We start from the raw sequence: 22,094 nt of genomic DNA on the forward strand, positions 1-22,094 counted from the left end.
TTAAGAGAAATATATTCTTTTGAGTTTTAAGGTCCGGTCCCCACAATGCCTTTCGACAACACAAATTGCAAAGGACCAGACCATGGCAACTCTCAGACTCGGCGACATCGCCCCTGACTTCACACAAGACTCCACGGAAGGGAAGATTTCCTTTCACGCGTGGGCGGGCGACTCCTGGGTTGTGCTGTTTTCCCATCCCGCTGACTTCACGCCGGTATGCACCACCGAACTGGGCAAAACCGCCGCTCTGAGCCGCGAATTTGCCAAACGCCATGTCAAACCCATCGCCATCAGCGTGGACCCGCTGGAGTCGCATGGCAAGTGGGTGCATGACATCAACGAAACGCAAAACACCACGGTGAACTTCCCCATCCTGGCCGATGCCGACCGCAAGGTGGCCAACCTGTACGACATGATTCACCCGAACGCCTTGAGCACCGGCCCCACGGCCACGGTGCGCAGCGTGTTCATCATCGACCCGAAAAAGGTGATTCGCACCACCTTCACGTACCCCGCCAGCACCGGCCGCAATTTCGACGAGATCCTGCGCGTCATTGACTCGCTGCAGCTGACCGACGGCTACAAGGTGGCCACGCCCGTGAACTGGAAAGACGGCGACGATGTGATCATCGTGCCCAGCCTGCAGGATCCGGCCGAGCTGGCCCAGCGTTTTCCCAAGGGATTCAAGGCCGTCAAGCCTTACCTGCGCATCACACCGCAGCCCAACAAGTAAATGGCCCCCACGCTTTTCGCTTTGCGTAATGCGCTGCCCCCCGAGGGGGCCGCTGCGCCTGCGGCCCGGCAAAGCCGGTTCCGCGGCCCCGGCTTGCAAACGGCAGTGCCGTTGCCCGCAGTGGCGCCTGGCTCACTTGCTTGAAACCCGCTGAGGATCACCATTTTGCGCTTCATCATTGTTCCCGGCTGGCGCGACTCCGGCCCCGGCCACTGGCAGAGCCTGTGGGCCGAGCGCCTGCATGGCGCGGTGCGTGTGCAGCAGGACGACTGGATCACGCCTTCCCGCAAGGCCTGGGTGGACACCATCGCCCGTACCATCGCGCTGCAGGACGAGCCGGTGGTGATCGTGGCGCACAGCCTGGGCTGCATTGCCAGCGCGCATTTGCCGCCTGAGGCGGTAGAGCGCATCAAGGGGGTCTTGCTGGTGGCACCGGCCGACCCCGAGCGGCGTGCCGTGTTCAGCGATTTCGCTCCAGTGCCTTACCAGAAGCTGCCTTACCGCAGTGTGCTGGTGGCCAGCAGCAATGACCCGTACTGCCCGGTGCGCCTGGCCGGGGCCTATGCCCGCGCCTGGGGCAGCGAATTGGTGCGGATGCAGGACGCGGGCCACATCAACATCGAGTCGGGCTATGGCGAATGGCCGCTGGGCATGGCCCTGTTGCAGTCGCTGGCAGGCGATGCGCCCCTGACGGCCCACCCTGGTTTTTCATCCTCATCTTCAACACCTCCTTCACCTTCTTCTTCTTCTTCCTCCTCTCTTGGATCCCTGGAAACGGCATGACTTCAAAATTCAAAATCGCTCTTGCAACCCTGGCGCTGGTCACGGGCGGTATCTCCTCGGCGCAAACCTTGCTCAACGGTTCGTACGACGTGGCGCGCGAGTTTTACAAGGACTACAACGCGGCCTTCATTGCCCACTACAAGAAAACCACCGGCAAGGATGTGAAGGTCGACCAGTCGCACGGCGGCTCCAGCGCCATTGCACGCTCCGTGGCCGATGGCCTGGACGCTGACGTGGTGACCATGAACACCAGCACCGACGTGGAGTTTCTGGCCAATGCCGGTGTCGTGGCCAAAGACTGGGCCAAGCGCTTTCCGGACAATGCCTCGCCCACCACCTCCACCATGCTGTTCCTGGTGCGCAACGGCAACCCCAAGGGCATCAAGGACTGGGATGACCTGGTCAAGCCCGGCATCCAGGTGATCGTGGTCAACCCCAAAACCGGCGGCAATGGCCGCTACGCCTACCTGGCGGCCTGGGGCTATGCGAAGAAGAAGGGCGCCAGCGATGCGCAGGCCGCCGAGTTTGTCGGCAAGCTGTACAAAAACGTGCCCGTGCTGGGCAAGGGTGGTCGCGATGCCACCACGGTGTTCCTGCAGCGCAATATCGGCGATGTGCTAATCACCTTCGAATCGGAAGTGCTGTCGGTGAACAAGGAGTTTGGCGAAGGCAAGGTGGACGCGATTTACCCGTCCATCAGCATCCTGGCTGAAAACCCGGTGGCGGTGGTCGAACGCACTGTGGCCAAGAAGGGCACGGCGGACCTTGCCAAGGCTTATCTCAACTACCTCTACTCGGACGAAGGCCAGGAAATTGCCGCCCGCCACGCGCTGCGCCCGCGCTCGCAGGCCGTGCTCAAAAAGTACGCCAACACCTTCAAGCCCGTGCAGCTGTTCACCGTGCAGGAGTTGTTTGGCTCCCTGAGCGAAGCGCAAAAAGTCCACTTCAATGACGGCGGACAGTTCGACAAGCTTTACACCGTCAAGTAAGCCTCCACGCCATGACTTCCCTGTCTTCTGTTGCACCGCCCGCCGCGGTGCTGCCGGGCTCGCCTGCGGGCGGCAAACGGGCTGCCCGGCGGGTGTTGCCCGGCTTTTACCTCACGCTGGGCTACACGGTTTTGTACCTCAGCCTGATCGTGCTGATCCCGATCTCGGCGCTGTTCTTCAAAACGTTCACGCTCACCCTGGATCAGTTCTGGGTGGCCGTGACCTCGCCGCGCGTGCTGGCCTCCTACCGCCTCACGTTTGGCGCGTCGCTGATCGCGGCGCTCGTCAACCTGGTGTTCGGCCTGCTGGTGGCCTGGGTGCTGGTGCGCTACACGTTTCCCGGCAAAAAACTGGTTGATGCGCTGGTTGATTTGCCCTTTGCGCTGCCCACGGCCGTGGCCGGCATTTCGCTCACAGCGCTGCTGGCGGGCAACGGCTGGCTCGGCCAGTACCTGGAGCCCATGGGCATCAAGCTGGCCTTCACGCCGGCCGGCGTGGTGATTGCGCTGATTTTTGTGGGTCTTCCGTTTGTCGTGCGCACGGTGCAGCCGGTGCTGGAAGATGCGGAGAAAGAACTCGAAGAAGCCGCAACGTCATTGGGCGCCACACGCCTGCAGATTTTCACCAGGGTCATCCTGCCGCACATCATGCCGGCGCTGCTGACGGGCTTTGCCATGGCCTTTGCGCGGGCGATTGGCGAGTACGGATCGGTTATCTTTATTGCCGGCAACATGCCCATGATTTCGGAGATCACGCCGCTCATCATCATCGGCAAGCTCGAGCAGTACGACTATGCTGGTGCTACCGCAGTGGCCGTGGTGATGCTGGTGCTGTCATTCATCCTGCTGCTGGTCATCAACGCATTACAGGCCTGGCAGCGCCGCAACGCAGGAGCGCCGGCATGAGCGATAAACAAGCCCCCACACTTGTCGCTACGCGAGCCTCCGGCGTTGCGCCGCCCCTTGCCGACAGAAAAGGGGCTGTGCTTGCTCGGGGCGGTCCTTCGCGGCGCACTCCTGCCCAACCGGTTCGCCGCGTCACGGCCGGAACGACTGAGTCGCCCTGGGTGCGTTACACGCTGATCACGGGTGCTCTTTTATTCGTGTTCCTGTTTCTCGTGCTGCCGCTGGCCGCCGTGTTCACCGAAGCCTTGCGCAAGGGCTTGGGTGCCTACATCGCCGCGCTGCAGGAACCCGACGCCTGGTCGGCCATCAAGCTCACCTTGATTGCCGCCGCCGTTGCCGTACCGCTGAATCTGGTGTTTGGCGTAGCCGCAGCCTGGGCCATTGCCAAGTACGAGTTTCGCGGCAAGTCGTTTTTGACGACCCTGGTGGACCTGCCGTTTTCCGTCTCGCCCGTGGTGGCAGGCCTGATCTATGTGCTGCTGTTTGGCGCCCAGGGCTGGTTTGGCCCCTGGCTGCAGGCGCATGACATCAAGATCATTTTTGCCGTGCCCGGCATTGTGCTGGCGACCGTGTTCGTGACCTTTCCCTTCATTGCGCGCGAGCTGATTCCACTGATGCAGGCGCAGGGCAACGACGAAGAGCAGGCAGCCATTGTGCTGGGCGCCACCGGCTGGCAAACCTTCTGGCATGTCACGCTGCCCAACATCAAGTGGGGTTTGATCTACGGCGTGATCCTGTGCAATGCGCGGGCCATGGGCGAGTTTGGCGCGGTCTCCGTGGTGTCGGGCCACATCCGCGGGCAAACCAACACCTTGCCGCTGCATGTGGAAATTTTGTACAACGAATACCAGTCGGTGGCCGCCTTTGCCGTGGCTTCGCTGCTGGCCATTCTGGCGCTGGTCACGCTGGCCATCAAGTCGGTGGCGGAATGGCGCCACGAAGCAGAAATGAAGGCTGCGGCTGATTTGCCGCCTGAACGCCCCGTGTTATCCCCTCTCCCCCTGGGAGAGGGCTAGGGTGAGGGCGCGGCCCCACCTCGTAGCCAACGCCGGCCCTCACCCCAACCCTCTCCCAGTGGGAGAGGGAGAAAGAGAAAGAGAAAGAAATGAGCATCGAAATCCGCAACGTCAGCAAACACTTTGGCGACTTCCAGGCGCTGGGCGACGTGAGCCTGGACATTGAGTCGGGCGAACTCGTCGCCTTGCTCGGCCCCTCGGGCTGTGGCAAGACCACGCTGCTGCGCATCATTGCCGGCCTGGAAACGGCCGACCGCGGCAGCATTCTGTTCAGCGGCGAAGACACCACCGACGTGCATGTGCGCGAACGGCAGGTGGGCTTTGTCTTCCAGCACTACGCGCTGTTCCGCCACATGACAGTGTTTGAAAACGTCGCCTTCGGCCTGCGCGTCAAGCCGCGCGGCCAGCGGCCCAGCGACGCGCAGATCAAGGAGAAAGTGCATTCGCTGCTCAACCTGGTGCAGCTCGACTGGCTGGCCGACCGCTTTCCGTCGCAGCTTTCAGGCGGGCAGCGCCAGCGTATTGCGCTGGCCCGCGCCCTGGCCGTGGAGCCCAAAGTGCTGCTGCTCGATGAGCCCTTTGGCGCCCTCGATGCCAAGGTGCGCAAGGAATTGCGCCGCTGGTTGCGCCGCCTGCATGACGACCTGCATGTGACCAGCATTTTTGTGACGCACGACCAGGAAGAAGCCCTGGAAGTGGCCGACCGCGTGGTGCTGATGAATGCCGGCAAGGTCGAGCAGATTGGGTCCCCGCAAGAGGTCTGGGACCATCCGGCCAGCCCGTTTGTCTACGGCTTTCTGGGCGACGTGAATCTTTTCCACGGCCGCGCCCATGAAGGCGAAGTGCATCTCGAAGGCCTGCGCATCGATTCCCCCGAGCATGCCGACGCACAGGACGCCAAGGCCTTTGCCTATGTGCGCCCGCACGACCTGGAAGTGCAGCGTTATTCACCCGGCGCCGAAGGCATCGTCGCGCATCTGGAGCGCGCCATCGTGATCGGCCCGATTGCGCGGCTGGAGCTGATGCCGGTCGAAGGCTACGAGCAGAAGGGGAACGCGTCAGGCGACTCCCTCATTGAAGCCCAGATGCCGTCGCAGCAGTTCAAGGACATGGGCTTGCGGGAAGGCGACATGCTGGTCGTGACGCCGCGCAAGGCGAGGGTGTTTGTGGAGGGCTGATGCCCCGCTCCTCATCCGGCGGGTTTGATCACCACCGACTCGGCCGAAGCGACGACGGGGCCGTGGTAGACCGCTTCGATGTTGTTGCCGTCCGGGTCCAGTGCGAAGGCCGCGTAGTAGCCGGGGTGGTATTTGCGCTCGCCCGGCGCGCCGTTGTCCGTGCCGCCAGCGGCCAGGGCGGCTTCGTAAAAGGCTTTAACGCCTGCCGTGTCCCTGGCCTGGAAAGCCAGGTGGACGTGTGAGCTGGCGCCGTCGGCCTGGTCTATCCACAACTCGTCGGCCGAAAAATGGCCCTCGGCTTCGCGGATGGCGTCGGCCCTGCCCAATGCCTGTAACACAGCGCGGTAAAAGCGCTTGCTGGCCGCCAGGTCATGAGCGCGTAAATGGATGTGGTCGACGAGGCGGCCGCGATGCAGTTCCATGGTCTAGCCCTGGTAAGCCGCTTGCAGCTTCGCGATGTCCAGCTTCTTCATTTGCAGCATGGCTTTCATGGCCCGCTCGGATTTGTCAGTGACTTTCTCGCCGAACAGCTCGCCGATGATGGACGGCACCACCTGCCAGGAGACGCTGTATTTGTCCTTGAGCCAGCCGCACTGCTGGGCGTTCTTGTCGCCGCCGGCTGAGAGCTTGTCCCAGTAGTAGTCGATTTCCTGCTGCGTGTCGCAATAGACCTGCAGCGAGATGGCTTCGTTGAACTTGAAGTCAGGGCCGCCGTTGAGGGCGGTGAATGTTTGCCCGTCGAGTTCGAACACCACGGTCATCACGGCGCCTTCGGGTTTTCTGTGGATCTCGTGGCCTTCTTTCCCGAAGCGGGAAATGTGGGTAATTTTCGAATTCTTGAAGATGCCGACATAGAAGTTGGCGGCTTCTTCACCCTGCGTGTCAAACCACAGGCAGGGAGCGATTCTGGACGTGATTTTCATGGTGTTCTCCGGGCGTGTACTTTTCAAGATCATTCAACAATGAATGCCCTGAAAAGATACGCGCCTTGGGAAACTGCTTCTGTAGGACGATGCCTCAGGTGGCTGCTGGATGGGCCCGGGTCAGGCACCCCGGGTGCGGCGCAACTGTGGGCTGACGGGCACGACTATGTACCTTTTAGAGCGGTTGGGCGTCCGAATGTGACCGCGGCGGTTACCTCGGGTGGTGCCGCGGCCGCCAGCTGCCAATCCGGTTCTGCTCCGAGCGCATCGTTGACGACGGAAAAGGCAAGCCTGAACGCTATGAAAAAGGTGGCCTCGGCGATCTCCCGGTCAGTGAAGCCGGCAGCGCGAAGTCTGGCTACATCCTCAGTGGTCGTTCCATTCGGCTGGGTCACGACCTTTCGCGCCCATACCGACAGCGCCTGGTCTCGCAAAGTGAGTTCGGCTGTGGCCCTGCCTTGCAGCACGGCTGCTGCGGACACGGGGTCCGAGGCCTCGGCAAGCTTCTTGCCCCACGCAAGCGCGCAGTACGAGTCACCAAGCGCAGCGGCGGTAGCGCATACGAGCACCGCCAGTTCCCGCTTGCCAAGGGAAGAGTTGTCGGTAAGTTGGGAGCGCAGCGCTGCGAATGCGTCAAAGACATCCGGCCTCCATGCCCAGCCTCTTGTCAGGTTCATCACGAATCCCTGACTGTCAAGGCTCGACTGGTAGACGCGTGAGGTCGCTTCGGATTCTGGGGGCGGAGGGATAAGCATGTTGTGACCTTGCTTGATGGTGGGCAGGGAATTCAGGCCGTTGAGGGTCAGTCCATATAGGAAGGGGTAGACGCCTTCGACATCGGTGAGTCAGACGGTGTTGAGCCTGACGACGGGCCGCTGTGGCTTGCGACGCGCGACTTCCTTGAAACCGGCCTTGTCGTACATGGACTTTGCCCCAAACCACATGAAGTCGTCGTTGGAACGAGCAGGTTTGTCCACAGGATAGGCCTCGACCAGCGAGGCGCCGTTCTTTCTGGCGTAGGCAACGGCTCCCTTGAGAAGCGCCTGCGCCATGCCCTGGCCGCGGTGCTCGGCGGGTACAACAAAGCAGACGATCGACCACACGGGTTGTTCGTCAACAGGCTTCATCACGGACGAGCGCTTGAGCCTGGCGAACTCCTCGCGTGGACCCATGGACACCCAACCGACTGGAACCTTGCCACGATAGCCGATGAGGCCTGGCGGATTGCCGGCATCGACGAGCTCTTTCAGCGCGGCACGATTCGCTTGTGCATGAGTCACTCCCGGAGGCGGCGATTCGCGTGACCCGCTGAGGCGGTAAGCCATGCACCAGCAGCCGCGAGCGATTGAACAGCCTTTGGCGCCAAATATCGCTTCAAGGTCAGGCCAGCGCTCGGGTGTGAGAGGCGCGACTGTGAGTTTCATGGGCGTCTCCTGAGGCGCCTAACTTTTTGAGATATCCCGCAAAGCTGCGCAATAACATGGCAGCCTGCTGGACAACATGGCGCGCAAAATTCGAAAAAACTGTTTGCTGTCATGCGCTTGGTTCGCTGATCTGCATGAATGCGAGGGTATATTGGTTTTGCCAAACCCCCAAACCAGACTTTGCAAGCTGCCGACTACTCAACTCCGTCCTTCTTCAACTGGTCGAGGGCCCAGCCTTTGTGTGATGTGAAGAAAAACATCTTCCACGTGCCCCCTTCCTTTCTCCATCGGCTGATTACCGGGTCACTCTCAAATACGGTCCTGTATTTTCCATCGGTCTTGGGCAGGTACGAGAGCACCTCACTCATGGCGACAGTGGCCGTACCATCCGGCATCATCCGTATCCGAACAACCTGTTGGGCCAGTTCTGAATCCAGAAAATTGGACTTGAACAAATTCACTGCGTTGTCTCGACCTTTTTGACGCCCGTAGCTGTCCCACGCCTGCGTGAACCAAATATCGTCAGTCAGGAATGACGACCACGCATTGGCATCATGGAGATTCCAGGCTCGTTCATAGTTACGCAATACCTCGCGCAGTTTCTGCTCCTCGGTGGCGGGCCCAGGCTGTGGATGCACCGCGATCGGCAAGGTAAGCGCCAAGACAGAGACGCCAAGAACAAGCAGGTGACGTTTGTTCATGATGTGGCCTTTCATCTACGTTCTCCAACATTGATATGTCCCGCAAATTCCGGAAGAACGTGGCGCATCGCGGGATAACATGTCGCGGAAAATTCAAGCAAGCCGTTTGCTATCACGCCCAGCTTATTGATCTGCATATGTGCAGAGGTAGCTGGTCCTGTCAAGATCCCCATTTCATTTTTTCATTTTTTCTCTTGCTGAACAAGCGGCGGGCCTGGCATTAATCGCGTTTCCGGTCCCTGGAATTGCTTTTTTGGGGTTTATTAAAAAAAAGCCGCACGCCTGCTCTCGGTACCCGTCCTGCCAATCAGATTTCCTCGCTCGGGAACTTATCCCCTGCCAAACCCACGAACCATCGGACAATTCACAATCAATCCAAAAAGAGGGTTCCCGATGTTTTTGACGTATTTCGACGCCATGCCACGCCGTGTGCTTGCCCTGGTGTCCCTGGCCTGTGTGGCCCTGCTGGCTTTTGGCTTGTACCTGCAGCATGTCGTTGGCCTGGAGCCTTGCCCCATGTGCATCGTGCAGCGTTATGCGCTGGTGCTGGTGGCTGTGGTTGCAGGCATCACGGCGGTGGCAAAAAGCAGGGGGCTGCTGATCACGGGCTCGGGCTTGCTGGTGCTGCTTTCCGGCTTTGGTGCATTTGTGGCGGCCCGCCAGAGTTTTCTGCAGTGGTACCCGCCTGAAGTGGCCTCCTGCGGCCGTGACTTTTACGGAATGATCGAAACCTTTCCGCTCAAGCGCGCGATTCCCATGATCTTCAAGGGCAGTGGCGACTGCACCAAAATTGACTGGACCTTTCTGGGCCTGTCGATTGCCAACTGGTCTTTCCTGTGCTTTGTGGCGATTGCCTTGGTGGGACTGGTCCTGATCACCCGCCTGGCTCGTCAGCGCTGAGGGCGGCGCTTTCTCTTTCTCCTCGGGCGCCGGGTCGATTGCACCCTGGCGCTTTTCGTTTTCACGTTTTTCTTTCATGAGATCAGTCCGTTAAACGGGCAGGGCGTTACACGCCCGAGCTGGGTGAAGGGGTAATTGCGCAGGGCGTGAGTCAGGCAATATACTGTACATAAATACAGTATTTAACTGGATTTTCACCCCCTGATTGAGCCCACCCATGCTTTCTCCGATTCCTGTGGCCCGCGCCGTGCCGGACCTCGCCCACGTGTGGCGCGCGGGCGAGCTGGGCAGCGCGAGCCTGCAGACCGTGGACACGGGCTATGCGGCGCTCAACCATGTGTTGCCCGGCGGCGGTTGGCCGCAGGGTGCGCTGGTGGAAGTGCTGCAGCCGCAGGCCGGGCTGCACGAATGGGGTTTGGTCGTGCCGGCCCTGGCTTGCGTGCAGGCGGCGGCGCCTGATTTGTTGACGGTGCTGGTGGGCGCGCCCTGGCTGCCCTTTGGCCCGGCCTTGGGCGCGCGCCAGTTGAATATGCAGCGCCTGCTCAGCATTCACGGCAAGCCTGGTGACGCGCCGTCGCTGCTGTGGGCCACGCGCGAAGCCTTGCAGTGCGCCGACGTGCACAGCGTGCTGGCCTGGCTGCCCGATGCGCGCAGCGCGCATGTGCGCCGCCTGCAGATTGCGGCCCATGCGCACAACAAGCTGCTGTTTGTCTTCAGGCCACTGCGGGCGCAGCATGAGTCGTCGCCCGCGCCGCTGCGTTTGCTGATTGAAGGCGCGGTGAACGAGGCGGGCAAGCTGCTGGTCAGTGTGCTCAAACGCCGCGGCCCGCCTCTGGCCGCGCCAGTGCTGCTCGATACCCGGCCGGCCCGGCTGGCGGCGCTGTTGGCCGCCAGCCGCGAAAGAGCGCGGCGCCAGCGGGAAGAAGCCGGTATTCCGGCGCCCATGCTGCAGCCTTCGCTGGTGTCGCCTCCTGTCACTTCACCTCAGGGCCCCATCCATGCGCTGCTGGATCGCATTGCACATCTCGACCACCACTGAGCCGGGCCTAGCCGCCCGCCCGGTGCTGGACGACGCAGTGGCGCAGCGGTTGGTACTGGACGCCGCTGCCATGCAGCGGGCGGTGGCCAGCATGGCGCTGGGCTTTACGCCGCGTGTGGCGCTGGTGGACGAGGCCGTGCTGATGGACGTGACGGGCAGTCTGCGCCTCTTTGGCGGGCTGGCGCAGCTGATGCAGCTGCTGGAGCAACGTTTGGCTGCTTTTTTTGAAGAAAACGGGTTGCAGGCCCAGGTAAAACGGGCGCAAGGCGCGACCTCCTTGATAGCGCTTGGTCGTTTGCGGCTGCAAGATGGACAGACTCAGACTCAGACTGATACCGTGAAAAAGCGCGTGGCCGAGCTGCCCATGCACACCCTGACGGCTGCCCGCCCGCATCTGGGCGTGCTGGAGCGCATTGGCTGCCGCAACTGGGGCGACTTGCTGCGCCTGCCGCGTGACGGTGTGGCCCGGCGCTTTGGCGCGGAGTTGCTGGAGGCGCTGGACCGCGCCCGCGGCAGCGCACCCGACAACTACGAGTGGCAGGTGCTGCCCGAGCACTTTGAGGAAAAGCTGGAACTCAACGCACTGGTCACCCACGCCCCCGCGTTGATGGCGGGTGTGGAGCGGCTGCTGGTCCACCTGCACGCCTGGCTGCTCGGGCGCCAGAGCGGACTGTGCGCCCTGAAAATCATCTGGCACCTGGACAAGCGCCGCGACGTGGCGCCCACCGGCGAACTGGAGATCCGCACGGCCCAGCCCGCACAAGACCTTCGCCATGTGGCGCGGCTGGTGGCCGAGCACCTGGCCCAGCAAAAGCTGCCGGCGCCGGTGCACAGCCTGACCTTGCAGTCACTGGCCACCGAGTTGCTGGCTGATTCGGCCGCCGCCACCGGCAGCCTGCTGATGGAGGCGCGCGAACAGGGTGACAGCGTGGTGGAACTGGTCGAGCGGCTGAGCGCCCGCCTGGGCGATGCGCAGGTGCAGGCCTGGCAGCCTTGCGCGGACCATCGGCCGGAGCTGATGCAACGCTGGGTTCATGCCAGGGGGGCGATTCAATCAATTGCTGCGCATAAAAATTCTGTCCGGGTTGGAGGGTTGAAACGCTCAAGAGATGCTTCAAAAAGCCCTGGTCCGGAGATCAAGACCGAAGCTTTGTACCCGACCTGGTTGCTGCCCGAGCCGCTCAAGCTGGCCACTGTCGGCAACAGCCCGGTCTACCAGGGCAAGCTGCATCGCCTGACGGGGCCGCAGCGGCTGGAGGCCGCCGAATGGCTGCTGGCCGACAGCGACGCCGCCCGCGACGCCGGGCTGTGTGAGAAGCCGTGGGCGCTTCGTGACTACTTTATTTACCGCAGCCAGCAGGGCGCCTTGCTCTGGATTTACAGCGAGAGGCTGGGCGCCACACCCGAGGCCGCGCGGCAACGCGCTTGGTACCTGCACGGTTTTTTTGCCTGAGGGGAACGCATGTCCTCCTACGTGCTGCCCGATTACGCCGAACTACATGCGCTGAGCAATTTCAGCTTTCAGCGCGGCGCCTCGCATGCTCAGGAGCTGGCCGAGCGGGCTTTCAAACTGGGCTACAAGGCGCTGGCCATCACTGACGAATGTTCGGTGGCCGGTGTGGTGAGGGCGCATGAAGTGACCCGGGAGCTCGGTCTGCAGTTGCTGCCGGGGGCCGAGTTCCTGGTGCAGGCCGCTAATGCGTTCCGGCTGGTGGTGCTGCCCCACAACGCCGCGGGCTGGGGCAACCTGTGCGAATTCATCACCGAAGCACGCCGCGCCGGTGACGAGGTGGACAAAGGCAGCTACCGCGTCGTGCTGGGCGAGACCGATTTCTCGCGGCTGGCCGATTGCGAAATCCTGCTGTCGCCCTTGCCCGATGCCATCCACACGCAAGCGCTTTGCGCGCATGCCGAATGGGCGACAGGGCTGTTTGGCCCGAATGCCTGGCTGGCCGTCGAACTGCTGCAAGGCCTGGACGACGCGCTGCGCCTGCAGCAGCTGCAGGAGGTTGCCGGGCACACCGGCATACGCCTGGTGGCGGCCGGCAACGTACTGATGCACAAACGCTCGCGCAAGCCGCTGCACGACGTGATGACGGCCATCAGGCTGGGCAGGCCGGTGCACGAATGCGGCTTTGCGCTGCAGGCCAATGCCGAGGCGCACCTGCGCCCGCGCATGCGGCTGGCCGACATTTACCCGGCCGGGCTGCTGCGTGCCACGCTGGAGGTGGCGGCACGCTGTAGCTTCAACCTCGACGAGATCCGCAACCTGTACCGCTACCCCCGGGAAGACATGGTGCCGCCTGCCGAAACGCCTGCACGGTGGCTCAGGCGGTTGACCTGGCAGGGGGCCCACACACGCTATCCGCGCGGCATTCCCCGCAAGGTCAGGAAGCAGCTGGGATTCGAGCTGGCCCTGATCGAAGAGCTTGAATACGAGATGTTCTTCATCACCGTGCACGACATCGTGCGGTTTGCGAATGAGCAGAAAATCCTGTGCCAGGGGCGCGGCTCGGCGGCCAATTCGGCAGTCTGCTACTGCCTGGGCGTCACGGCCGTCAACCCGGCTGAAAGCAAACTGCTGTTTGAGCGCTTCATCAGTCGCGAACGCCGCGAGCCGCCTGACATCGACGTGGACTTCGAGCACGAGCGGCGCGAAGAGGTCATCCAGTATATCTACGGCAAATACGGCCACGACCGCGCCGCCATTGCCGCCACCGTCATCCGCTATCGGCCGCGCAGCGCGATTCGCGATGTGGGAAAGGCGCTGGCGATGGCGCCCGGGCTGATCGAGCAGTTCGCCAAAGAGCATTTCTGGTTTGACGGCAGCGAGGTGCTGGAAGAAAAAATCAGGCAAGCCGGCCTGGCGGGCAGGGTGGGGCCGGTGTTGCAGTGGCTTGATTTGTCGGCGCAACTGATTGGCTTTCCGCGCCACCTGAGCCAGCACGTGGGCGGCTTTGTGCTCACGCAGGGCAAGCTCACGCGGCTGGTGCCGGTGCAACCTGCCTCGATGGAAGACCGCCGCATCATCCAGTGGGACAAGGACGACCTGGAGGCGATGGGTTTGCTCAAGGTCGATGTGCTGGCGCTGGGCATGCTGTCGGCCATTCGGCGCTGCCTGGCGATGGTGAACCAGACGCGAGGCAGCCAGTTGCAGATGCACCAGATCGCGCCGGACGAAGTGACCTACGACATGATCTGCGAGGCCGACACGGTGGGCGTGTTCCAGATCGAGAGCCGCGCGCAGATGTCCATGTTGCCGCGGCTGCAGCCGCGCAGCTACTACGACCTGGTCGTCGAGGTCGCCATCGTGCGGCCCGGCCCCATCCAGGGCGGCATGGTGCATCCTTACCTGAAAAACCGCGAAATCCTCAGGAACGGCGGCGAGATCAAGCCCGAGTACCCGGCGCTCAACCCGGCACTGGAGCGCACGCTGGGCATTCCGATCTTCCAGGAGCAGGTGATGCAGATCGCCATGATCGCCGCCGACTTCACGCCCGGCGAGGCCGACGATCTGCGCCGCTCCATGGCCGCCTGGAAGCGCAAGGGCGGGGTGGATCGCTTTCATGGCCGCCTGGTCAATGCCATGGTCAACAACGGCTACAGCGCCGAATTTTCAGAGCGCATCTTCAGCCAGATCCTGGGCTTCGGAGACTACGGCTTCCCTGAAAGCCACGCCGCCAGCTTCGCCAAGCTGGTCTACGTGAGCTGCTGGCTCAAGTGCCACGAACCGGCCTGCTTTCTGGCGGCCATGGTCAATTCACAGCCCATGGGCTTTTATTCGCCTTCGCAACTGGTGCAGGACGCCGTCCGGCATGGCGTGGAAGTGCGCGCCGTGGATGTCATGCACAGCGACTGGGACTGCACGCTGGAGCCTGCTGAAAACAAGGCCCTGCCGCAACACCCGGGCATTTACCCGGGCATCAAGGAAAACCAGCCCGCCGTCCGCCTCGGTTTGCGCCTGGTGTCCGGCCTGCGCGAAGACGCTGCCATTCGTCTGGTGGAGGCGCGAGCGCAGGCGGCTTTCAGCTCGACGGAAGACCTGGTGTCGCGCGCCCGGCTCAATACGCTGGAAATCAACGCGCTGGCCGCTGCCGATGCCTTGCTGCCCTTGTCCGGCCACCGGCGCCAGCAGGTGTGGGACGCCTCGGCCATCAAACCGGCGCCGGGCTTGCTCAAGTCCGTGCCCACGCATGAAACACCGCTTGAGCTGCCCGACACGCCCGAGGGCGAAAACATCCTGTTCGACTACCAGGCCACCGGCCTCACGCTGCGGCGCCACCCGGTCGCGCTGCTGCGGGAACGGCTGGCGCGCAAGGGCCTGCTGAGCGCCAGCGAGCTCAATGCCTTGCCCGACGGCGAAGAGGTGGCCGGCTGCGGCATCGTCACCGTGCGCCAGCAGCCGCAAACGGCCAATGGCACCATCTTCGTCACGCTGGAAGACGAAACCGGCCCGGTCAACGTGATCGTGTGGAAATCATTGCGGGAGGCGCAACGCGCCGAGGTGCTGTATGCCCGCCTGCTGGCGGTGTACGGCGTGTGGCAGCGCAGTGAAGAAAGCGGCACCGCCAAAGGCTATGGCGCAGTGCGCAACCTGGTGGCGCACCGGCTGGAAGACCTCACGCCGCTGCTGGGGCGGCTGGGCACCTCCAGCCGCGACTTTCATTGAGCCGTCCGGCGTCCGGCCCGCCCACCAAGAACCAGGCGTTTATTGCCTTCGCGCTTCGTCGATCTCGACCGTGCCCTGGTGCACGGCGTGCTCCAGCAGCTTGCTGTAGTTGTCCAGTTTTTTATACAGCAGACGGACTTCCAGCATGTTGTGGATGCGCGTCTTGACTTCAACCAGGTCAAAGGGCTTGCTGATGAAGTCCTTGGCGCCGGCCTCCAGGGCGCGCAGCTTGTGGCCCGGCTCCGCGGTCAGGACGATGACGGGCAGGTAGTCGTCGCTGGTGTTTTTCTTGAGCTCCTGCATCACCTGGAAGCCGTCCATGCCGGGCATCTTCAGGTCCAGCAGGATCAGGTCATAGCGGTGCTCCGCGTGCAGACCGGCCACCTCCAGTGGATTCATGGTGGAGCGGACGCGGGTGTAGCCGGTGTTGCTCAGAAGCTGCTCCAGCAGCTGCACATTGGCGGCCTGGTCGTCCACCACCAGGATGCTGGCGTTCAGAATGTCGAATTCGGTGTTCATGCGGTTTTCTCCGGTACGGAAGGGCGTGGGGACTTTGTTTTGGAAAACTTCAGCGCCAGGTCCAGGGTGTCCATGAATTCATTGATCCGGATGGGTTTGGTGAGGTAGCGGAAGAAGCCGGCCTCCATGCCTTTTTCAATGTCGCGGGGTATGGCGTTGGCGCTGAGCGCCACCACCGGAATATGCGCCGTCAAGGGGTCCGCGCACAAAATCTGCACCGCCTTGATGCCGCTGATGCCCGGCAGGTTGATGTCCATCAGGATGATGTCAGGCTGCGAGGCCTTGGCCATCGCGATGCCGCTGATGCCGTCCCGGGCCGACAGCAGCCGTATGTCGGAGCGGCGCGCGATGAGGTCTTCCACCAGCATCAGGTTGGCCGGGTTGTCTTCCACATACAGCAGGGTGTGGGCGCGGGGATCCGTCGGCACCTGGCTTTGCAGTGCCGGCGCCAGGCTTGTCAGCACCGGGTGAAGCTCACGCTCCTCGGTGAGGTCCATCTCGATCCAGAACACGCTGCCTTGGCCGACAATGCTTTCCACGCCGATGGCGCCGCCCATCAGCTCGATCAGCCGCTTGGTCATCACCAGGCCAATGCCGGTACCTTGTTCGGTATTGGCCTCCTGGCCCAGGCGGTTGAAGGGCTGGAAGAGCTGGGCGATTTTGGCCGGATTCAGGCCTTCGCCGGTGTCTTCCACGCAAATGCGGATGCGTTGGGGCGAAACGTTCACGCACTTGAGCACCACCGTTCCGCCGCTGGTGTTGTACTTGATCGCGTTGGACAGCAGGTTGATCAACACCTGCTTGAGCCGCGTGCGGTCGGCCTTGACGAAGCAGGGCAGGGAAAACTGCGGAAAAGTCACGCGGATGCCACGCTTGGCGGCCTGCGATTCGACCAGGGTTTCGCATTCGAGCATGACTTCCGCCAGCGACACCGGCTCCAGCGACAGCGAGAGCCTGCCGGACTCGATCAGCGCCAGGTCCAGGATTTCGTTGATCAGCTCCAGCAGGTACCAGCCGGCCTGGAGGATCTGGTCCACGCTGCGCTTTTGCGACGGCGTGGGCTGCGGCGTGCCGGACTCGATCAATTGCGCAAAGCCAAGGATGGCGCTGAGCGGCGTGCGCAGCTCATGGCTCATGCTGGACAGAAAATCCGATTTGGCGAGGTTGGCCTTTTCGGCCACCGCCATCGCTTCTTTCAAGGCCACTTCGACCTGCTTGCGCACTGAGTTGTCGGTGCCGATCAACAGGTAGCCGATGACGGTGCCGAAATCGTCACGCAGGGCGGTGATCGACACAATGGCCGGGAAGCGGCTGCCGTCCTTGCAGATGTAGGTCAGCTCGTAAATGTCCTCAATGCCGCGTGAGGCCTTGAAGGCCAGCGCCTCGAAACCGGGCGTGATGGTGGTGGCGAGCTCCACGCTCAGCGCCTGGGCCCGCGCCATCACTTCCTGCGGGTCATGGATGTCGCTGGGGTTGATCTTGTTGACGACTTCGGCCGCCATATAGCCCAGCATGCGCTCGGCGCCGACGTTGAAGAGCTGGATGATGCCTTTCTCGTCGGTCGCGATGATGGAGAAATTTTCGCTGGTCAGGATGGCGGTCTGCAGCGCGCCGGTCTTGAGCAGGGCTTCCTGGCGCTTGACCTCTATCCCGTCGGCTTTGGCAATGGCGTCAAGAACGCTCAGATTTGAAATGGGTGACATGGGCCATGTTCCTGTAAAAGTAACGACGATCCTGCGAAGTGCCGACTGTGGGGGGCGCTTCCAGGGTCCTGGCCGGGGGTGTGCGAAGTCTTTCGAAGACTCCGGAAGTCTTACAGATGCGCTGTGAAAAGTCCGTGCGCCAGCGCACATACCGAGCCCTGAAGATACCACGGGCGAACGAAATGAGACCGCCCGCAAGGTGCTGTGCGGTTTTTGTGGGCCGGCGCGCAATCTGATGGCGCACCAGCTGGAAGACCTGACGCCGTTGCTTGGGTGGCTGGGCGCTTTCAGCCGGGATTAGACGCCGGGATTAGATACCAGAGGGGAAGGTCTCTGGCGCTTCGCCCGTGTTCCAGACCGGGCCTTTGTCCAGCGGCTCCAGCGCGCTGGTCTCGTCCAGATGGATTACCGCATCAAACTGGCTGGCCAGGTGGGTGTGAAAGTAGTGGCTGTGGCGTTCCGTTTCGGGTCGGTAGATCACGCCGATGGCCCGTTGCAGCCGCAGCGGCGCCAGCAGGGGGCGCAGGGCCGCGTTGTCACGCAGCGCCAGCATGAAGCGGGCCGAGCCCGTCTGGTGAAACATGTCCTCCCAGCTGCCGGGCTGACCCGGACGCACCCGCTTGCGGTGTGCGGCTTCACCCCAATCCGATGCGGCCGTGACCCAGCCATGATGGGTGCTGAAGCCCACCAGCACGGCGTCGCCCGCGTAGCGGTCGCGCATGAGCTGGCCCACATTCCATTCGCCCCGTTCGCCCATCTGGGTGGCCGAGGCATCGCCCAGGTGGGAGTTGTGCGCCCAGACCGCAATACGCGGCGGCGGGCCGTTGGCGGTCAGGTGGCGGTCCAGCGCCTGGAGCGTCTCCACCATGTGGCTGTCGCGCAGATTCCAGGAGGAGACCCGGCCGTGAAACATGGTGCGGTAGTACTCTTCGGCGTTGCGTACCAGGCGTGCGTTCTGCTGGGCAAAGAAAGCCTCGTCCCACTCCAGCCCGTTGACCGGTGAAAACTCACCGGCGCGGCGATTCATGTCGCGCAGCTGCTGCACCACCTCGTCCTCGCAGCTCGCTCCCAGGCCAAAGGCGGCTGCGTAGCCGTAGGCCTGGCTGTCTTCTGCCGCATGGTCGAGGCAGGCATAACGGTAGCGGGCGCGGCGTGCCGCTTCAGGATCTGCCTGGTCGAGGTAAGCGAGCACCGCCTGAATGGAGCTGAACAGGCTGTAGAGGTCCAGACCGTAAAAGCCGGTCTGCTGCCTGGGTGCCAGACCGCTGTTGTGGTCACGCAGCCATTCAACGAAATCAACCACCACCGTATTGCGCCACATCCAGGCCGGAAACCGCTGGAAGCCCGACAGTGCGGCCACCGCGTCCTTGTCATCCGACAGGCCGCGCACATAACGGTTAACGCGCAGTGCGTCGGGCCAGTCGCCTTCGACGACCACGGCGTTAAAGCTCTTTTCGGTGATCAGCCGTTTGGTGATCTCGGCCCGTTCGCGGTAGAACTCCTGCGTACCGTGGGAGGCTTCACCGAGGAGGGCGAAGCGGGCCTGTCCGATCAGCCGCATCAGGGGGTCATGGGCGCCGGCACCGTCTTCCAGTGGCAGAAGGTGCCGGCGCAGTCCTTCGCGCACTGCGGTGTCGCGGGGACTGTGCTGGGTTGGATGCGGGTTCATGGTGGAGCGCTCTTTTGCGGGGGATGCTCAATGGCCGGAAGACGGGCTGACGATCGGGTTGCCCGGGGGGTGTTCCTGCCGGGCCTTTTTCAGCAGCAGGCTTACTTCCTCGTCAGTGGACTGGGGGAACTCCTCGTAGTGGAGTCCGACTGCGCGAAACGACTCGGGTTGGGCGGGGCAAATCACCTCGTCGGCATGTCTGCGCAGCATGGCGCAGGTATCACCCGCACCAACAGGGGCGGCTACGACGATGCGCCGGGGGTGGTGCTGGCGAATGGCCTGCACGGCAGCCTCCATGGTCATGCCCGTGGCCAGACCGTCATCCACCACAATAACCGTGCAACCCTGAAGCGGCAGGGCCGGCTGCTGCTGGCGGTAGAGCTGCTCGCGCCGCACCAGTTCGGCTTGTTCGCGCTCGATGGTCTGGGCAATCGCCTCCGGACTGACATGCATGCCGTGCTGGGGACTCATCACCCGCACGCCCCCGCTGGCAATGGCCCCCATGGCGTATTCCTCATGGCCAGGATAGCCCAGCTTGCGCACGACAAAGATGTCCAGCGGCGCCTGCAGTTTGTGGGCCACCTCGTAGCCTACGGCAACGCCGCCACGCGGCAGGGCCAGGACGACGAGGCCGTCGCGCCCGCGGTAATGCGCCAGTTTGCCGGCCAGCACCTGGCCCGCATGCTGGCGGTCACGATAAGGCAGGTGTACTGCTGCCGCGCCGTGCGCTGTGGCACGGCCCAGGTGAAGGCTGAACCAGGACGTGGCCAGGTCTGCGACTTCCTCGAGGGCCCCGGTTTCCTCAAACAGATGGGTGGCTCCGGGTACGATGACCAGGTCTTTCTCGCTTTGCAGGTACGGATAGGCAGCTTCGTTGAGTTCAATCACCTGGTGGTCGGCCCCGCCGACGATCATCAGCGTGGGCGCCTTGACGGCCGCCAATGCGGCCGGTCCGGCCAGATCAGGGCGTCCGCCGCGCGAAACGACGGCCGCAACACGATCCCCCAGCCGGGCCGCCGCTATGAGTGCGGCCGCGCTGCCGGTGCTGGCGCCAAAATAGCCAATGGCGGTATCTTGCAACTCTGGCTGGGCGGCGGCCCAAAGGGTTGCGTCCTGCATCCGCCGGGTCAGCAAGGGAATGTTGAAGCGGTGATGGCGCGTCTGCACCTCTTCCTGCTCTTCCTGCGCCGTCAGCAGGTCAAACAGCAGGGTGGCAATGCCCGCATCCTGCAGGTGCCGGGCCACCTGCCGGTTGCGGGCGCTATGGCGTCCGCTGCCGCTGCCGTGGGCGAACAGCACGAGGCCTGTGAATCCGGACGGCAGCGCCAGATCACCATAGAGCCAGGTGTTCTCGCCGACGGGGATGCGGACTTCACGAAAGGCCGGAGCCGTGTGAGTGCTGGGCATGATGTTCACCTCCTAAGGTGAAATTTGGCGCCGTGGTGTGCCCCCGTGTGTGTCAGAGCGGTTCAGTTTCGGTGTAGGGCTGCGCCAGGTGGCGCTATTGACAATAAAGACTGTACGCCAGAGGAAACGGGTGTCAATGGCTATAAAAACAGGAGCAACAGCTTGCCGCCCACCCGAAAGGTCAGGTGTTGGCCCGGCGGTACAGCGCGAGCGATGCGGCCAGCGCCAACAGGGTGCCGCCGCAGGCGCGATCCAGCCATTTGATGGCCCGGGCTTTGAAGAGGCGGATGGCGCGCGCGCCAATGAAGGCGTAACCCAGCATCACCGAGAAATCAATGCCGGCGAAGACAACGGCTATCGCCGTGTATTGCGGCGCCTGCGCGGTGGCTGGGTCAATGAACTGCGGCAGCAGGGCCGAGCAAAACAGGTAGCCCTTGGGGTTGGTCACGGCCACCAGAAACGACTTCATGAAAATCACGCGGCGGCCGTGCTGCGCCGTGGCTGCGCCCTGCGCAGGCAGATTAAACCCGCTCTTTGAGCGCAAGAGGCGAATGCCCAGCCAGGCGAGGTAGGCCGCGCCCACCCACTTCAGCACGGAAAACCAGAACTCCGAAGCCGCCAGCAGCGCGCCCAAGCCCAGCGCCACCGCACCCACGAGTACGAAATCCGACAGCACGGCACCCAGCATGCCCGGCAGCGAACGGCGCACACCGTAATGCGAGCCATTGGCCAGCGCCAGCAACACCGTGGGGCCGGGTGTGGCAATGGCGACCAGTGCCACGAGGGAAAAGAGCAACAGGGTGGTCGTGTTCATGGTGCCGCTCCACAGCCGTCGGGTTTGAACACGCGTTGGGTCGAGGGCGGATATTTGGCGAGCAGGTCTGCCGGACGGCGCGGCCTCGCGACAAACTCACCGCCGCAATTGGGGCAGACGCCCCTGAGCTTGGTGGTGACGCAATCGACGCAAAACGTGCATTCAAAGGTACAGATGCGTGCATCGGGTGACTCATTAGGCAAATCCCGGTTGCAGCATTCGCAGTTGGGGCGGATTTGAAGCATGTTGGTGATTCCCGGTTTGAATGGAATACCGGGATGCTAATGAAAAACCCCTGAAGATGAAAGCCAAATTGGCAAATTACCAAAAAGCAGCTCAATCCAGCTTCTTCACCAGCACCCGGCTTTTCCGGTCCCCGTTGTACTTACTGTACTTGCGCTTGCGCGCTTCGGGCTGCCAGTCCGGGTTGACCTGCACAACCTGCACAATACCGCGCTTGAGGAACCAGTGCATGGTGCGGGTGGTGAGCACGAGGATGCTTTGCAGACTCATGGCCGTGGCACGCTGCGCATGTTTTTCAGTGTGGCCAAACCAGCGACATTCTGTTTGGGGCAGGCCGAGAGATCGATATCCGCGCGGCTGTTGGCGGGATGGGCGGCCGAAAGTTCTATCCAAAAGTCAGTAGCATGGCAACGCCTCGGGGCGATGGCAACGCGGTGCCTGCGCGGCGCGCGCAGGCACTGGTCGAGGGTAAGGCAGTT

Annotated in this window: 21 protein-coding genes and 2 pseudogenes; 10 read left to right on the forward strand and 13 right to left on the reverse strand. The window is 62.8% G+C overall.

Annotated features, from left to right (window positions below; translation table 11 throughout):
* The first annotated feature begins 82 nt into the window (after window positions 1-82).
* From BPRO_RS11800 to BPRO_RS11825, 6 genes are all read left to right on the forward strand, one after another.
* Window positions 83-733, forward strand: a complete 651-nt coding sequence (locus tag BPRO_RS11800; protein ID WP_011483293.1) for a peroxiredoxin — start codon at window positions 83-85, stop codon at window positions 731-733.
* A 165-nt stretch (window positions 734-898) separates the two neighbouring features.
* Window positions 899-1,516 carry an RBBP9/YdeN family alpha/beta hydrolase gene (locus BPRO_RS11805; RefSeq protein ID WP_011483294.1) on the forward strand — a complete coding sequence of 206 codons (618 nt, stop codon included), beginning with the start codon at window positions 899-901 and terminating at the stop codon, window positions 1,514-1,516.
* Entirely contained in the window at window positions 1,513-2,505 is a 993-nt protein-coding gene (locus BPRO_RS11810) for a sulfate ABC transporter substrate-binding protein (RefSeq protein ID WP_011483295.1), read from the forward strand. The genes BPRO_RS11805 and BPRO_RS11810 overlap by 4 nt, the downstream gene beginning before the upstream one ends.
* 11 nt (window positions 2,506-2,516) lie before the next feature.
* Entirely contained in the window at window positions 2,517-3,410 is an 894-nt protein-coding gene (gene cysT / locus BPRO_RS11815) for a sulfate ABC transporter permease subunit CysT (RefSeq protein ID WP_011483296.1), read from the forward strand.
* The gene (gene cysW, locus BPRO_RS11820; protein WP_011483297.1) at window positions 3,407-4,426 is read left to right on the forward strand and encodes a sulfate ABC transporter permease subunit CysW; all 1,020 of its coding nucleotides are present in this window, start codon (window positions 3,407-3,409) and stop codon (window positions 4,424-4,426) included. Before cysT ends, cysW begins: the two co-directional genes overlap by 4 nt.
* 89 nt (window positions 4,427-4,515) lie before the next feature.
* Window positions 4,516-5,604, forward strand: a complete 1,089-nt coding sequence (locus BPRO_RS11825; RefSeq protein WP_011483298.1) for a sulfate/molybdate ABC transporter ATP-binding protein — start codon at window positions 4,516-4,518, stop codon at window positions 5,602-5,604.
* A gap of 11 nt (window positions 5,605-5,615) precedes the next feature.
* On the opposite strand, the gene BPRO_RS11830 is transcribed toward BPRO_RS11825, so the two are convergent.
* The 5 genes from BPRO_RS11830 to BPRO_RS11850 form a co-directional block, all read right to left on the reverse strand.
* Complete coding sequence (locus tag BPRO_RS11830; protein WP_011483299.1) at window positions 5,616-6,026, reverse strand: VOC family protein; 411 nt, start codon at window positions 6,024-6,026, stop codon at window positions 5,616-5,618.
* A 3-nt stretch (window positions 6,027-6,029) separates the two neighbouring features.
* Window positions 6,030-6,527 carry a VOC family protein gene (locus BPRO_RS11835; RefSeq protein WP_011483300.1) on the reverse strand — a complete coding sequence of 166 codons (498 nt, stop codon included), beginning with the start codon at window positions 6,525-6,527 and terminating at the stop codon, window positions 6,030-6,032.
* A gap of 164 nt (window positions 6,528-6,691) precedes the next feature.
* On the reverse strand, window positions 6,692-7,204 hold the full coding sequence (locus BPRO_RS11840) for a carboxymuconolactone decarboxylase family protein (protein ID WP_011483301.1): 513 nt from the start codon (window positions 7,202-7,204) through the stop codon (window positions 6,692-6,694).
* A 168-nt stretch (window positions 7,205-7,372) separates the two neighbouring features.
* Window positions 7,373-7,951: a GNAT family N-acetyltransferase gene (locus tag BPRO_RS11845; protein WP_011483302.1), complete on the reverse strand. Its 579-nt coding sequence runs from the start codon at window positions 7,949-7,951 to the stop codon at window positions 7,373-7,375.
* Window positions 7,952-8,145: 194 nt separating this feature from the next.
* On the reverse strand, window positions 8,146-8,667 hold the full coding sequence (locus BPRO_RS11850) for a nuclear transport factor 2 family protein (protein WP_011483303.1): 522 nt from the start codon (window positions 8,665-8,667) through the stop codon (window positions 8,146-8,148).
* A 378-nt stretch (window positions 8,668-9,045) separates the two neighbouring features.
* Here BPRO_RS11850 and BPRO_RS11855 point away from each other — a divergent pair, with 378 nt between their 5' ends.
* The 4 genes from BPRO_RS11855 to BPRO_RS11870 all read left to right on the forward strand — a co-directional run bounded on the left by BPRO_RS11855 (window position 9,046) and on the right by BPRO_RS11870 (window position 15,260).
* On the forward strand, window positions 9,046-9,552 hold the full coding sequence (locus BPRO_RS11855) for a disulfide bond formation protein B (RefSeq protein ID WP_011483304.1): 507 nt from the start codon (window positions 9,046-9,048) through the stop codon (window positions 9,550-9,552).
* Window positions 9,553-9,769: 217 nt separating this feature from the next.
* Complete coding sequence (gene imuA / locus BPRO_RS11860; RefSeq protein ID WP_011483305.1) at window positions 9,770-10,591, forward strand: translesion DNA synthesis-associated protein ImuA; 822 nt, start codon at window positions 9,770-9,772, stop codon at window positions 10,589-10,591.
* A complete protein-coding gene (locus tag BPRO_RS11865) occupies window positions 10,551-12,044 on the forward strand; it encodes a Y-family DNA polymerase (RefSeq protein ID WP_081430511.1) in 1,494 nt (497 codons plus the stop codon). Before imuA ends, BPRO_RS11865 begins: the two co-directional genes overlap by 41 nt.
* Before the next feature lie 9 nt (window positions 12,045-12,053).
* Window positions 12,054-15,260, forward strand: a complete 3,207-nt coding sequence (locus tag BPRO_RS11870) for an error-prone DNA polymerase (protein WP_011483307.1) — start codon at window positions 12,054-12,056, stop codon at window positions 15,258-15,260.
* Window positions 15,261-15,299: 39 nt separating this feature from the next.
* On the opposite strand, the gene BPRO_RS11875 is transcribed toward BPRO_RS11870, so the two are convergent.
* From BPRO_RS11875 to BPRO_RS28590, 8 genes and pseudogenes are all read right to left on the reverse strand, one after another.
* A complete protein-coding gene (locus BPRO_RS11875) occupies window positions 15,300-15,779 on the reverse strand; it encodes a response regulator (protein ID WP_011483308.1) in 480 nt (159 codons plus the stop codon).
* On the reverse strand, window positions 15,776-17,482 hold the full coding sequence (locus BPRO_RS11880; protein WP_157045786.1) for a PAS domain-containing hybrid sensor histidine kinase/response regulator: 1,707 nt from the start codon (window positions 17,480-17,482) through the stop codon (window positions 15,776-15,778). The genes BPRO_RS11875 and BPRO_RS11880 overlap by 4 nt, the downstream gene beginning before the upstream one ends.
* Window positions 17,483-17,792: 310 nt before the next feature.
* The gene (locus BPRO_RS28580) at window positions 17,793-19,151 is read right to left on the reverse strand and encodes an erythromycin esterase family protein (RefSeq protein ID WP_011483310.1); all 1,359 of its coding nucleotides are present in this window, start codon (window positions 19,149-19,151) and stop codon (window positions 17,793-17,795) included.
* 27 nt (window positions 19,152-19,178) lie between these two features.
* Window positions 19,179-19,823 carry a phosphoribosyltransferase gene (locus BPRO_RS30130; protein WP_232291559.1) on the reverse strand — a complete coding sequence of 215 codons (645 nt, stop codon included), beginning with the start codon at window positions 19,821-19,823 and terminating at the stop codon, window positions 19,179-19,181.
* 45 nt (window positions 19,824-19,868) lie between these two features.
* Window positions 19,869-20,558 (reverse strand): annotated as a pseudogene (locus BPRO_RS29300) (dienelactone hydrolase family protein); the annotation flags it as partial.
* Between the two features lie 181 nt (window positions 20,559-20,739).
* Window positions 20,740-21,372, reverse strand: coding sequence for a LysE family translocator (locus BPRO_RS11900; protein WP_011483312.1), 633 nt, complete (start codon window positions 21,370-21,372; stop codon window positions 20,740-20,742).
* Window positions 21,369-21,617 carry a DUF1272 domain-containing protein gene (locus tag BPRO_RS28585; protein WP_011483313.1) on the reverse strand — a complete coding sequence of 83 codons (249 nt, stop codon included), beginning with the start codon at window positions 21,615-21,617 and terminating at the stop codon, window positions 21,369-21,371. The genes BPRO_RS11900 and BPRO_RS28585 overlap by 4 nt, the downstream gene beginning before the upstream one ends.
* Before the next feature lie 91 nt (window positions 21,618-21,708).
* A pseudogene (locus tag BPRO_RS28590) lies at window positions 21,709-21,900 on the reverse strand (hypothetical protein); the annotation flags it as partial.
* Window positions 21,901-22,094: the final 194 nt, after the last annotated feature.

Origin of the sequence: Polaromonas sp. JS666, from assembly GCF_000013865.1 — a bacterium.
Classification (GTDB): domain Bacteria; phylum Pseudomonadota; class Gammaproteobacteria; order Burkholderiales; family Burkholderiaceae_C; genus Polaromonas.

Coding starts and splice junctions, on each gene's coding strand:
- BPRO_RS11800 (WP_011483293.1), top strand. CDS start 83: ATGGCAACTCTCAGACTCGGCGACATCGCCCCTGACTTCACACAAGAC.
- BPRO_RS11810 (WP_011483295.1), top strand. CDS start 1,513: ATGACTTCAAAATTCAAAATCGCTCTTGCAACCCTGGCGCTGGTCACG.
- cysT (WP_011483296.1), top strand. CDS start 2,517: ATGACTTCCCTGTCTTCTGTTGCACCGCCCGCCGCGGTGCTGCCGGGC.
- cysW (WP_011483297.1), top strand. CDS start 3,407: ATGAGCGATAAACAAGCCCCCACACTTGTCGCTACGCGAGCCTCCGGC.
- BPRO_RS11825 (WP_011483298.1), top strand. CDS start 4,516: ATGAGCATCGAAATCCGCAACGTCAGCAAACACTTTGGCGACTTCCAG.
- BPRO_RS11830 (WP_011483299.1), bottom strand. CDS start 6,026: ATGGAACTGCATCGCGGCCGCCTCGTCGACCACATCCATTTACGCGCT.
- BPRO_RS11835 (WP_011483300.1), bottom strand. CDS start 6,527: ATGAAAATCACGTCCAGAATCGCTCCCTGCCTGTGGTTTGACACGCAG.
- BPRO_RS11840 (WP_011483301.1), bottom strand. CDS start 7,204: ATGAACCTGACAAGAGGCTGGGCATGGAGGCCGGATGTCTTTGACGCA.
- BPRO_RS11845 (WP_011483302.1), bottom strand. CDS start 7,951: ATGAAACTCACAGTCGCGCCTCTCACACCCGAGCGCTGGCCTGACCTT.
- BPRO_RS11850 (WP_011483303.1), bottom strand. CDS start 8,667: ATGAAAGGCCACATCATGAACAAACGTCACCTGCTTGTTCTTGGCGTC.
- BPRO_RS11855 (WP_011483304.1), top strand. CDS start 9,046: ATGTTTTTGACGTATTTCGACGCCATGCCACGCCGTGTGCTTGCCCTG.
- imuA (WP_011483305.1), top strand. CDS start 9,770: ATGCTTTCTCCGATTCCTGTGGCCCGCGCCGTGCCGGACCTCGCCCAC.
- BPRO_RS11865 (WP_081430511.1), top strand. CDS start 10,551: ATGCGCTGCTGGATCGCATTGCACATCTCGACCACCACTGAGCCGGGC.
- BPRO_RS11870 (WP_011483307.1), top strand. CDS start 12,054: ATGTCCTCCTACGTGCTGCCCGATTACGCCGAACTACATGCGCTGAGC.
- BPRO_RS11875 (WP_011483308.1), bottom strand. CDS start 15,779: ATGAACACCGAATTCGACATTCTGAACGCCAGCATCCTGGTGGTGGAC.
- BPRO_RS11880 (WP_157045786.1), bottom strand. CDS start 17,482: ATGTCACCCATTTCAAATCTGAGCGTTCTTGACGCCATTGCCAAAGCC.
- BPRO_RS28580 (WP_011483310.1), bottom strand. CDS start 19,151: ATGAACCCGCATCCAACCCAGCACAGTCCCCGCGACACCGCAGTGCGC.
- BPRO_RS11900 (WP_011483312.1), bottom strand. CDS start 21,372: ATGAACACGACCACCCTGTTGCTCTTTTCCCTCGTGGCACTGGTCGCC.
- BPRO_RS28585 (WP_011483313.1), bottom strand. CDS start 21,617: ATGCTTCAAATCCGCCCCAACTGCGAATGCTGCAACCGGGATTTGCCT.